This window comes from Amycolatopsis thailandensis (genome assembly GCF_002234405.1).
In the GTDB taxonomy this organism is placed as follows: domain Bacteria; phylum Actinomycetota; class Actinomycetes; order Mycobacteriales; family Pseudonocardiaceae; genus Amycolatopsis; species Amycolatopsis thailandensis.
On sequence record NZ_NMQT01000030.1, the window covers coordinates 147,448 to 157,845 of the forward strand.

The 10,398-nt window shown below is 68.8% G+C and carries 13 protein-coding genes; 10 read left to right on the top strand and 3 right to left on the bottom strand.

Annotation, left to right across the window (positions count from 1 at the left end):
* Positions 1 to 28: 28 nt before the first annotated feature.
* From CFP71_RS09825 to CFP71_RS09835, 3 genes are read left to right on the top strand one after another with little or no spacing between them, the layout of a single operon-like run.
* A complete protein-coding gene (locus CFP71_RS09825) occupies positions 29 to 970 on the top strand; it encodes a sugar kinase (protein WP_244199617.1) in 942 nt (313 codons plus the stop codon).
* On the top strand, positions 967 to 1,731 hold the full coding sequence (locus CFP71_RS09830) for an IclR family transcriptional regulator (protein ID WP_093933514.1): 765 nt from the start codon (positions 967 to 969) through the stop codon (positions 1,729 to 1,731). Before CFP71_RS09825 ends, CFP71_RS09830 begins: the two co-directional genes overlap by 4 nt.
* Complete coding sequence (locus CFP71_RS09835) at positions 1,728 to 2,111, top strand: RidA family protein (protein WP_093933515.1); 384 nt, start codon at positions 1,728 to 1,730, stop codon at positions 2,109 to 2,111. Before CFP71_RS09830 ends, CFP71_RS09835 begins: the two co-directional genes overlap by 4 nt.
* A 77-nt stretch (positions 2,112 to 2,188) precedes the next feature.
* Here the strand turns inward: CFP71_RS09835 and CFP71_RS09840 are convergent, their stop codons facing one another.
* The 3 genes from CFP71_RS09840 to CFP71_RS09850 all read right to left on the bottom strand — a co-directional run bounded on the left by CFP71_RS09840 (position 2,189) and on the right by CFP71_RS09850 (position 4,305).
* Positions 2,189 to 3,184 carry a 1-aminocyclopropane-1-carboxylate deaminase gene (locus tag CFP71_RS09840; RefSeq protein ID WP_093933516.1) on the bottom strand — a complete coding sequence of 332 codons (996 nt, stop codon included), beginning with the start codon at positions 3,182 to 3,184 and terminating at the stop codon, positions 2,189 to 2,191.
* A complete protein-coding gene (locus tag CFP71_RS09845) occupies positions 3,181 to 3,828 on the bottom strand; it encodes a GntR family transcriptional regulator (protein ID WP_093933517.1) in 648 nt (215 codons plus the stop codon). The genes CFP71_RS09840 and CFP71_RS09845 overlap by 4 nt, the downstream gene beginning before the upstream one ends.
* A 117-nt stretch (positions 3,829 to 3,945) precedes the next feature.
* Positions 3,946 to 4,305: a DUF1844 domain-containing protein gene (locus CFP71_RS09850; RefSeq protein WP_093933518.1), complete on the bottom strand. Its 360-nt coding sequence runs from the start codon at positions 4,303 to 4,305 to the stop codon at positions 3,946 to 3,948.
* A 270-nt stretch (positions 4,306 to 4,575) separates the two neighbouring features.
* On the opposite strand from CFP71_RS09850, the gene infC reads away from it, so the two are divergent.
* From infC to CFP71_RS09885, 7 genes are all read left to right on the top strand, one after another.
* The gene (gene infC, locus CFP71_RS09855; protein ID WP_051137636.1) at positions 4,576 to 5,151 is read left to right on the top strand and encodes a translation initiation factor IF-3; all 576 of its coding nucleotides are present in this window, start codon (positions 4,576 to 4,578) and stop codon (positions 5,149 to 5,151) included.
* Positions 5,152 to 5,221: 70 nt separating this feature from the next.
* Positions 5,222 to 5,416 carry a 50S ribosomal protein L35 gene (gene rpmI, locus CFP71_RS09860; RefSeq protein ID WP_007028043.1) on the top strand — a complete coding sequence of 65 codons (195 nt, stop codon included), beginning with the start codon at positions 5,222 to 5,224 and terminating at the stop codon, positions 5,414 to 5,416.
* Between the two features lie 62 nt (positions 5,417 to 5,478).
* A complete protein-coding gene (gene rplT / locus CFP71_RS09865; protein ID WP_005163284.1) occupies positions 5,479 to 5,856 on the top strand; it encodes a 50S ribosomal protein L20 in 378 nt (125 codons plus the stop codon).
* Positions 5,853 to 6,683, top strand: a complete 831-nt coding sequence (locus CFP71_RS09870) for a TrmH family RNA methyltransferase (protein ID WP_093933532.1) — start codon at positions 5,853 to 5,855, stop codon at positions 6,681 to 6,683. Before rplT ends, CFP71_RS09870 begins: the two co-directional genes overlap by 4 nt.
* 40 nt (positions 6,684 to 6,723) lie before the next feature.
* Positions 6,724 to 7,554, top strand: coding sequence for a DUF6159 family protein (locus CFP71_RS09875; RefSeq protein WP_093933519.1), 831 nt, complete (start codon positions 6,724 to 6,726; stop codon positions 7,552 to 7,554).
* Positions 7,555 to 7,828: 274 nt separating this feature from the next.
* Positions 7,829 to 8,893, top strand: a complete 1,065-nt coding sequence (pheS, locus tag CFP71_RS09880; RefSeq protein WP_093933520.1) for a phenylalanine--tRNA ligase subunit alpha — start codon at positions 7,829 to 7,831, stop codon at positions 8,891 to 8,893.
* On the top strand, positions 8,894 to 10,398 hold a 1,505-nt coding region (locus tag CFP71_RS09885), incomplete at its 3' end, for a phenylalanine--tRNA ligase subunit beta (protein ID WP_143267057.1). It abuts the gene before it with no gap.

A 10,398-nucleotide genomic window follows, 5' to 3' on the forward strand; every position in this document is an offset into this window, starting at 1 on the left:
GCCCCACGTTTTGTGCATCGGGGAGTCGATGGCCTTGTTCGTACCGGCCGAATCCGGGCCGCCCGACGAGGTGCGGAAGTGGGTACGGACGATCGGCGGGGCCGAGTCGAACGTCGCCTGCCATCTCCCGGCGCTGGGTTTCACCAGCGCGTGGGTGAGCGCCGTCGGCGACGATCCGTTCGGTCGCGCGCTGGTGCGCGAGATCGCCGCCGCGGGGGTGGACGTCAGCGCGGTCATGGTCGACCCGACGCGTCCGACAGGGCTCTACATCAAGGAAAGCGGTGCTCAAGGCAGCCCTGTGCGGTACTACCGCAAGGGGTCGGCCGCGTCCGGGATGGACGCCGGGCTGCTGGGGAAACTCGATCTCGACGGGGTGCGCGTCATCCATCTGTCCGGGATCACGCCCGCGCTGTCGGACGGCTGCCTCGACCTGGTGCGCGCCCTGATGGAACGCCCGCGCGGCGACACGCTGGTGTCGTTCGACGTGAACTTCCGGCCCGCGCTGTGGACCGGTCGCGATCCTTCGGTGCTGGCCGAATTGGCCGCCCGCGCAGACATCGTGCTCGCCGGTGAGGACGAAGCCGAGCGGGTGTGGGGGACCGGTGACCCGGAGCGGCTGCGAACCGCGCTGCCCGGGCCGAAGACGCTGGTCGTCAAGCACGGGGAACGCGGCGTGACCCTGATCGACGGCGACGAGGCGCCCCTGTTCTCGCCCGCGCTCCAGGTCGACGTCGTGGAGCCGGTCGGCGCCGGTGACGCGTTCGCGGCCGGCTTCCTCGCCGCCACCCTGCGCGGCGACGCCCCGGCGGCGCGGCTGCGGCGCGGTCACCTCCAGGCCGCCGCCACCCTGTTGACCCACGACGACGTGGGGACGCCACTGCCGGAATCCGTCGTCGAAGCGCTCCTCGGTGCGGATGAGGCAGCATGGGCGGCGGCGAAGCTGACGGACAAGGGATTGGTGGGCGGATGAGCCAGAGCCTGGACAGGGCACTCACGCTGCTGAGCGGGCTCGCCCGTGAGCCGAAGACCCTCGATCAGCTCGCCGAGGAGATCGGCGTGCACAAGTCGACCGTGCTGCGCCTGCTCCGGACGCTGGAGTCGCACCACTTCGTGCGCCGGGAAGGGCAGCGGTACTACCGGCTGGGCAGCGCGCTGTTCGACCTCGCGCAGCAGGCGCTGGAGGACCGCGATGTCCGCCGCACCGCGCAATCGGCGCTCGCCGGGCTCAACGCCCGCACCGGGCACACCATCCACCTCGCGTCCTATGAGGACGGCGAAGTCGTCTACATCGACAAGTTCGAGGGCAGGCATTCGGTGCGGATGTACTCCCGCATCGGGAAACGCGCCCCCTTGCACTGCACCGCCGTCGGCAAGGTGCTCGTCGCGGCGATGACGCCGGAGAAACAGGCGGACGTGGTGTCGAGGATCGACTTCTTCGTCCGCACACCGAACACGATCACCACGCCCGAGGCGTACGGGAAAGAACTCGCGCTCGTCGCCGACCGCGGCTACGCGGTGGACAACGCCGAACACGAGGACTTCATCCACTGCGTCGCCGCGCCGGTCCGGGGGCCGGGCGGCGTGGTGCTGGCGGCCGCGTCGATCTCGGTGCCGAAGGTCCTGCTGGACTACGACGGCCTGATGGGGCTCGTGCCCGAACTGGTGGCCGCCACCGAAGAAGCTTCCGTCCACAGTGGATGGACGGGGAACCGAAAGGGGAAGTTGGAATGAGCAAGACCGCGATCAGCACGGAGAACGCGCCGAAGCCGGTGGCCGCGTTCTCGCAGGCGGTCCGCAAGGGCAACATCCTGCAGGTGGCCGGTCAGGTCGCCTTCGACCCGGCCACCGGCGCCATCGTCGGCGACACGGTCGGCGAGCAGACCGAGCAGACCTTCAAGAACATCGAAGCGGTGCTCGAGGCCGCCGGTTCGAGCCTGGCCGACGCGGTGATGGTGCGAGTGTACCTGACCGACGTCGACCACTTCGGCGTGTTCAACGAGGTCTACAACAAGCTGATCGGCGAGGCCCCGCACCCGGCCCGCACCACCGTGTATGTCGGCCTGCCCGCCGGACTGCTGGTGGAGATCGACGTCCTGGCCGTGGTGGACTGATCCCCGCGCGTGTGTCATGAGGGGTCCCCATGGGGCATTTCTTGTCCTATGGGGACCCCTCATGACACCCCAGGGAGTCAGAGCACGCTCGTGTACCCGTTCAGCGCGGGCTGCCCGCCCAAGTGCGCGAAGAGCACGTTCGAGTCCCGCGCGATCTCACCGCGCGCGACCAGGTCGATCAGCCCCGCCATCGACTTGCCCTCGTACACCGGATCGGTGAGGACACCCTCCAGCCGAGCCAGCGTCCGGATCGCGTCCAAAGTGGACTCGTCCGGGATGCCGTAGATCCCGGCGTGGTACCGCTCGTCCAGCTCGACCTCTTCGATCTCGCCGGCGCCGATCAACTCCGCGGTCGCCCGGGCGATCCGGGTGACCTGGTCGCGGGTCTCGGCCGGTTTCGCCGATCCGTCGATACCCAGGATCCGCCGCGGCTTGCCCGACAGCGCGGCCCCGGCGACCATTCCGGCCTGGGTGCTGCCGGTGACCGAGCACACGACCACTGTGTCGAAGAAGACGCCGAGTTCGGCTTCCTGCGCTTCGAGCTCGACGATCCAGTTCGCGAAGCCGAGCCCGCCGAGGCGGTGGTCCGACCCGCCGGCCGGGATCGCGTACGGCTTCCCGCCGCCGGCTTCGATCTCCTTGACCGCGTTCTCCCAGCTCTCCTTGAACCCGACGCCGAATCCGGCCTCGACCATCCGGATGTCCGCGCCGAGGATGCGCGAGAGCTGGATGTTGCCGACCTTGTCGTACAGCGGGTCGTTCCAGTCGACCCAGCTCTCCTGCACCAGCACGGCCTTGAGCCCGGCCCGCGCGGCGGCCGCGGCGACCTGACGGGTGTGGTTCGACTGCACGCCGCCGATCGAGATCAGCGTGTCCGCCCCGGAAGCGAGCGCGTCGGCGACCAGGTATTCGAGCTTCCGGGTCTTGTTGCCGCCGAACGCGATACCGGAATTGACGTCCTCGCGTTTCGCCCAGACCTTCGCGCCGCCGAGGTGGGCGGTGAGCCGGTCGAGCGGGTGGACGGGGGAGGGGCCGAGCAGCAGCGGGTAGCGCGGGAAGTCGGCGAGGATCATGGCGTCTCCAGGAGGGCTTCGAGTTCGGTCCAGATCGTGGCGGTGATCGCGCAGGCCGCGTCGACGTCGCCCGCTTCGATGGCGTCGGCCAGTTCAGAGTGGCGCTGGACGGACCGGTGCGCGGGCAGAGAGCCGAAGCGGGCGTATTCGAGACGTCGGAGCAGCGGTGTGTAGCGGGCCAGCGTCGCGGCGATCGCCCGGTTGCGCGCGGCGGCTACCGGGACGTCGTGGAGTTCGTCGTCGGCGGCGATCGCGGCCGCGATGTCCCCGGCGGCGATAGCGTCGGCAAACCGGGTGTTGGCCGCGCGCATCGCCGCGACCTCGGCGGCCCCCATCCGTGGCGCGCCCGCGCGGACGGCGAACTCGTGCAGCGCGCGCACCAGCTGGAGCGCGTCGCGGACGTCGTCGGGGACGAACCCGGCCACGCGTGTGTAGCTCTGCGGCTTCGACTCGACGAGGCCGTCCTCGATGAGCCTCAGCAGCGCCTGGCGCACCGGCGCCCTCGACAAGCCGAGCTGATCGGCCAGGTCGCCGTCGCGCAGGTTCGTCCCCGGCGGCAAGGTGCCGTCGATGATCGCCCGGCGGATGTTCTCGTAGGCCTCGTCCCTCAGGAGGGACCTCGGCACCTTCGCTAACCCACTCACATCTAAAATGTTAGTCGAGTGTGAGGCTCGTTGGTAGGGCCGGATGTCATGAGGGGTCCCCTTGGGACAAAATTTGTCTTAAGGGGACCCCTCATGACACTTGAGGAACGGGGAGACCTAGTAGACCGGCCCCGTGTACTTCTCGCCCGGACCCTGTCCGGGAGCGTCCGGCACGGCCGAAGCCTCCCGGAACGCCTTCTGCAACGACTGGAGGCCGTCGCGCAACGGGCCCGCGTGCAGGCCGAGATACTCTGCCGAAGCGGTCACCAGCCCGGCGAGGGCGGTGATCAGGCGGCGGGCCTCGTCGAGGTCGCGGTGCGGTGAGTTCGCCGGATCCTCGTCGGCGAGGCCGAGTCGTTCGGCGCCGGCGGAGAGCAGCATGACGGCCGCCCTGCTGATCACCTCGACGCTCGGGATGTCCTCCAGGCCGCGGACGTCCGGGGAATACGGGGGTTGCTGAACGGGTTCATCTGACACGTCTGGTACCCTTCCACGAGCGACCAGCCCCCGAGCGATCGGGGGCGGCAAGTGGAGCCCCGCTCCCACCCGCGTCACCGCCGCAACACCAGGTGTCCGGGTCCGGTCTCGCCAAAGACGATTTCGGGCGTCCGAGGCGGTGTGTTCGGTTCTGGAGACTGAACGCGATCGGAATGAGTGGGCCTCGAGTACCTCACGGTACCGGGGCCTTCGGCATGTGGGCACCAGGTCGAAACGGTAGAAGAATTTACCTCGAACCAGGGAGGCCCCATCAGCTCCGAGACACGCATCAACGACCGAATCCGGGTGCCGGAAGTCCGCCTCGTCGGACCCGCCGGTGAACAGGTCGGCATCGTCCGGATCGAAGATGCGCTGCGGCTGGCACAGGAGAACGATCTCGATCTCGTCGAGGTCGCTCCTCAGGCACGCCCGCCCGTATGCAAGCTCATGGACTTCGGCAAGTTCAAGTACGAGAGCGCGCAGAAGGCCCGCGAGTCCCGCCGCAACCAGCAGCTCACCGTCATCAAAGAGCAGAAGCTGCGGCCGAAGATCGATCAGCACGACTACGAGACCAAGAAGGGTCACGTGTCGCGCTTCCTCGCGGCAGGCAACAAGGTCAAGGTCACGATCATGTTCCGTGGTCGCGAGCAGTCCCGGCCGGAACTCGGTTTCCGGCTGCTGCAGAAGCTCGCCGACGAGGTGACGGAACTCGGTTTCGTCGAGTCGTCGCCGAAGCAGGACGGCCGCAACATGATCATGGTGTTGGCTCCGCACAAGAACGTGAAGCCGCAGAAGGCCGCGAAGGCAGCCAAGGACGATTCGTCCGAGCCGCCCGCCGACGCGTAGCGCCGACCAGCACATGTCAGCGGCACACCGGAGCACCCCGGTGTGCCGCCGCACGAAAGAGGACAACGTAATGCCGAAGATGAAGACGCACAGCGGGACGTCCAAGCGTGTCCGCGTCACGGGTTCGGGCAAGCTGCGCCGCCAGAAGGCCGGCCGTCGCCACCTGATGGAGAAGAAGTCCAACAGGCTCACCCGTCGCCTCGAAGGCACGACCGAGATCGCCAAGAACGACGTCGGCCGCGTCAAGCGCCTCCTCGGCCGCTGACACCCCCGCACTTGTAAACCCCGGGCGCGCCCGCCGCGCCCCCAGATCGACAGGATGGACCAGTGGCACGCGTCAAGAGGGCTGTCAACGCCCAGAAGAAGCGTCGCGCGACTCTCGAGCTCGCCAGCGGCTACCGCGGCCAGCGTTCGAGGCTGTACCGCAAGGCGAAGGAGCAGACGCTTCACTCGCTGAACTACGCCTACCGGGACCGTCGTGCCCGCAAGGGTGACTTCCGCCAGCTGTGGATCACCCGTATCAACGCGGCGGCCCGCGCCAACGGCGTGACCTACAACCGGTTCATCCAGGGCCTCAAGGCCGCGGGTGTCGAGGTCGACCGCAAGATCCTCGCGGACCTCGCCGTCAACGACGCCGCCGCCTTCACCGCGCTGGCCGAGCTGGCCAAGGCGAACGTGAACACCGAAGAGAAGAAGTCGGCCTGACCGGCGACAGCGCTTTTCCGCGACCCGGGGCGGCTCCGTTCACCGAACGGACACCCCGGGTCGTTGCCGCGCGCAAGCTCACGCGCCGGGCCGAGCGTGAAAAGACCGGCCGGTTCCTCGCCGAGGGCGCGAACGCCGTCGAGGCCGCCCTCGAAGACGGCGGCAAGGTGTACGAGCTGTTCGTGACCGAACGCGCGGCCGCGCAGCACGAGCGGCTGCTCGTCACCGCGCGCGAGGCCGGTGTCCCCGTCTCGCCGATCACCGACCGCGCCGCCGACGGACTGTCCGAGACCGTGACACCGCAGGGCATCGTCGCCGTCTGCGCGCTCGTCGACCGTCCACAAGAGACCGTCCTCAAGCCGGGCGCCAAGCTCGTCGTCGTCCTCGTCGACGTCGCGGACCCCGGCAACGCGGGCACCGTGATCCGGGTCGCGGACGCCGCCGGCGCCGACGCGGTCGTCCTCGCGGGGGACAGCGTCGACCCGCACAACGGCAAATGCGTCCGCGCGGCCGCCGGCAGCCTGTTCCACCCCGCCATCACCCGGATCCGGGACGTCGACGCGGCCTTGAAGGCCTGCTCCGCCGCCGGACTCCGCACGCTCGGCGCGCACGGTTACGCCGACACCGAACTCGATCAAGTGACCTTCGACGAGCCCACCGCGTGGGTTTTCGGCAACGAGGCACATGGTTTGCCGCGGAGCGTCCAGGAGACTGTCGACCTCGCGGTCAAGATCCCGATGTACGGCCGGGCGGAGAGCCTGAACCTCGCGACGGCCGCCGCGATCTGCGTGTACACCAACGCGATGGCGTCCCGGACTGATCGTTAAGCTGCGGCGTCACCGTTTCCGTTGATTCACTGGGGTAATCATGGGGCGTATCGCCCGTTCTTTCGTTTTGTTCGGTGCTTCTTGGCGAGTTCTGCGGTCCCGCAAGGAACTCGCGATCTTCCCGGTGCTCGCCGCCGTCGCCGGGCTGCTGGTCGCCGCGGTCTTCCTCGGGAGCGGCTACTGGATCTCCCACACCGAGATCGCCGACCACTCCCGGCTGACGCCCGGTTCGTACGTGATGATCGGGCTGTTCTACCTCGCGGCCGCTTTCGTCACGGTGTTCTTCAACGCCGCCCTCATCTCGCAGGCCGACGTCGCGCTGCGCGGTGACGATCCGCGTGTGGCCGCGGGGCTGGCCGAAGCAGGCCGCCGATGGCTGCCACTGCTGGGCTGGTCGGTGGTGACCGCGACGGTTTCCCTGATCCTGCGGGAGATCGAGCAGCGGTTCGGGTTCATCGGCCTGATCGTCGGCAGGCTGGCCGGAGCCGCCTGGAACCTGATCACATATCTGGTCCTGCCGGTGATGATGATCGAGGACGCCGGTGTCCGGCACGGGGCCAAGCGCTCGGCGGAGCTGCTCAAGCGGACCTGGGGCGAGCAGGCCGCCGGAAGGTTCGGCATCGGGCTGGTCGGTGTCCTGCTGACGCTGGCCGGATTCGCGGTCTTCATGGGTGCAGGTTTCCTGCTCGGCGGAACCATCACGATCGTCGTCTCCATCGGGATTTCACTCGTGTGGGGGTTCTTGGTCTCCATCCTCTGCACGACGCTGGCCGGGATCTACCAGACCGCGCTGTACCGCTACGCCGCCGACGGCATCGTCCCCGACGAGTTCGGCAAGGTGGACTTCGAAGGTGCCTTCGCCGGGCGCTGAGCCGGAAACGAATGGCTTCGGTGCCCGCGGCCACGTAGAGTCGCGGGCACCACGCCGTCGCACCACGACACCAAGGGAGCTCTCATGGAACGCAGTGTTCGTTCCAGCACCTTGTTTACGGCGTAGAGCGCGTTTTTCGCACTCCTGAGCGACGCTGTGCCCAGCCCGAGGGTGATCGGGGGCCGTCGTTCGCTGTCCCATAGAATTCAGCTGCTGCTAAACCCATGCGTGCGCTCGCGTGCACCGGACCAGTCCCAGCGGACGCCGAGGAGTTATGTCCGAAGCCAACGACAAGCAGGACCCCCAGGCGGGAGCCCTCGCGCCGGAAACGTTGACGGCCGCCGTCAAGCAGGCCGAGACGGATTTCGCGGCCGCGGCGGATCTCGACGCGCTGGCGGCGGTCAAGCCCGCTCACCTCGGGGACCAGTCTCCGCTGCTGCTCGCCCGCCGCGAGATCGGCGCGCTGCCGAAACAGGAGAAGGCCGAGGCGGGCAAGCGGGTCAACGAGGCGCGCCAGGGCATCCAAGCCGCCTTCGACGACCGCCGTGCCGTGCTCCAAGTCGAACGTGACGAAAAGGTGCTCCGCGAGGAGACCGTCGACGTCACGCTCCCGTGGGACCGCGTGCCCCGCGGCGCCCGGCACCCGATCGCGACCCTGTCGGAGCGCATCGCCGACGCGTTCGTCGCGATGGGTTACGAGGTCGCCGACGGTCCGGAACTCGAAGCCGAGTGGTTCAACTTCGACGCCCTGAACTTCGGCAAGGACCACCCCGCGCGCCAGCTCCAGGACACGTTCTACCTCGGCGAGGAGGACTCGGGCCTGGTGCTGCGGACGCACACCTCGCCGGTGCAGGCCCGCACGCTGCTGCACCGCGACCTGCCCGTCTACGTCGTCTGCCCCGGCCGCACCTACCGCACCGACGAGCTCGACTCCACGCACACCCCGGTGTTCTCGCAGGTCGAAGGACTCGCGGTGGACAAGGGCCTGACGATGGCCCACCTCAAGGGCACCCTCGACGCCTTCGCCCGCGCGATGTTCGGCGGGACCTCGAAGACCCGCCTGCGACCGCACTTCTTCCCGTTCACCGAGCCGTCGGCCGAGGTCGACGTCTGGTTCGAGGAGAAGAAGGGCGGACCGGGCTGGGTCGAATGGGGCGGCTGCGGCATGGTCAACCCCAACGTCCTGCGTGCCTGCGGCGTCGACCCCGAGGTCTACTCGGGCTTCGCCTTCGGCATGGGTATCGAGCGCACCCTGCAGTTCCGCAACGGAATCCCGGACATGCGCGACATGGTGGAGGGCGACATCAGGTTCACCCTGCCCTTCGGAACGGAGGCCTGAGTGAAGGTCCCAGCCAGCTGGCTGATCGAACACCTCGACGTCGACGAAGAGGTCACGGCCCAGGATCTGGCCGACGCCTTCGTGCGCATCGGCATCGAGGTCGACGACGTCCGGAAGCTCGAACCGGTCACCGGCCCGCTCGTGGTCGGCCGGGTCGCCGAGATCGAGGAGCTCACCGAGTTCAAGAAGCCGGTCCGGTTCTGCCGGGTCGACGTCGGCGAGTCCGACGATGCCGAGGCCGACAAGCCGGACGAGAACCTCGACGACGACGAGGACGACGACGAAGGTCCGTTCGAAGACGACGGCCCCGCCGGGATCAGGACCCGCGGGATCATCTGCGGCGCCACGAACTTCGCCGAGGGTGACCTGGTCGTCGTCGCGCTGCCCGGTACGGTGCTGCCCGGCGGTTTCGAGATCGGCTCGCGCAAGACCTACGGCCGTCTCAGCGACGGCATGATCTGCTCCGCGCGCGAACTCGGCATCGGCGACGACCACTCCGGCATCCTGGTGCTGCCCCCGAGCACCGCCAGCCCGGGCGAGGACGCGAACAAGCTGCTCGGTCTCGAAGACACCGTCCTCGAAGTGACGCCGACCCCGGACCGCGGGTACACCCTGTCGGTCCGCGGCCTGGCCCGTGAGCTGTCCAACGCGCTCGACGTCGCGTTCGGCGACCCGGCGTCCATCGAGGTCCCCGAGGCCGAGAGCGACGCCTGGCCGGTGCGCCTCGAAGACACCGAAGGCTGCAAGCGGTTCGTCCTGCGCCGGGTGAAGAACCTCGACGCGACGGCGCCGACGCCGTGGTGGATGCGCCGGCGGCTGATGCTGGCGGGGATCCGTTCGATCTCGCTCGCGGTCGACGTGACCAACTACGTCATGCTCGAACTCGGGCACCCGCTGCACGCGTTCGCGACCGGTTCGGTCAAGGGCGATCTGGTGGTGCGCAAGGCGAAGCCGGGCGAGAAGCTGACCACTTTGGACGATGTCGAGCGCACACTCGACGTGGACGACGTGATCATCGCCGACGACAGCGGGGTCATCTCGCTGGCGGGCACGATGGGTGGCGCGTCGACCGAGATCACGCCGGAGAGCACCGACGTGCTGCTCGAAGCGGCGCACTGGGACCCGTCGTCGATCAGCCGGACCGCCCGCCGTCACAAGCTGTTCTCCGAGGCGGCCAAGCGCTTCGAGCGCTACACCGACCCGCAGCTCTGCGCGGTGGCGGTCGAATTCGCCGCGCGTCTGCTGCGCCAGTACGGCGAGGGCTCGATCCTGCCCGGCCGCACCGACGAGGGCGGCGTCGAGCCGAACCAGCCGGTGACCATGCCGATCAGCATGCCCGACCAGGTGGCCGGGGTGCGCTACGAGCGCGGTGTCACGGTCAAGCGGCTCTCGCAAATCGGCTGCAAGGTCAACGTGGGCACGTCCGAGGACGGCACCGCGCTGGTGACCGCCGTCCCGCCGAGCTGGCGCGGCGACCTGGTGCAGCCCGCCGACCTGGTCGAGGA

Bases quoted from the DNA above. Each gene is read 5' to 3' on its own strand.
- CFP71_RS09835 (WP_093933515.1), top strand. From the start codon at position 1,728: ATGAGCAAGACCGCGATCAGCACGGAGAACGCGCCGAAGCCGGTGGCC.
- CFP71_RS09825 (WP_244199617.1), top strand. From the start codon at position 29: ATGGCCTTGTTCGTACCGGCCGAATCCGGGCCGCCCGACGAGGTGCGG.
- CFP71_RS09830 (WP_093933514.1), top strand. From the start codon at position 967: ATGAGCCAGAGCCTGGACAGGGCACTCACGCTGCTGAGCGGGCTCGCC.
- CFP71_RS09840 (WP_093933516.1), bottom strand. From the start codon at position 3,184: ATGATCCTCGCCGACTTCCCGCGCTACCCGCTGCTGCTCGGCCCCTCC.
- CFP71_RS09875 (WP_093933519.1), top strand. From the start codon at position 6,724: ATGGGGCGTATCGCCCGTTCTTTCGTTTTGTTCGGTGCTTCTTGGCGA.
- pheS (WP_093933520.1), top strand. From the start codon at position 7,829: ATGTCCGAAGCCAACGACAAGCAGGACCCCCAGGCGGGAGCCCTCGCG.
- rpmI (WP_007028043.1), top strand. From the start codon at position 5,222: ATGCCGAAGATGAAGACGCACAGCGGGACGTCCAAGCGTGTCCGCGTC.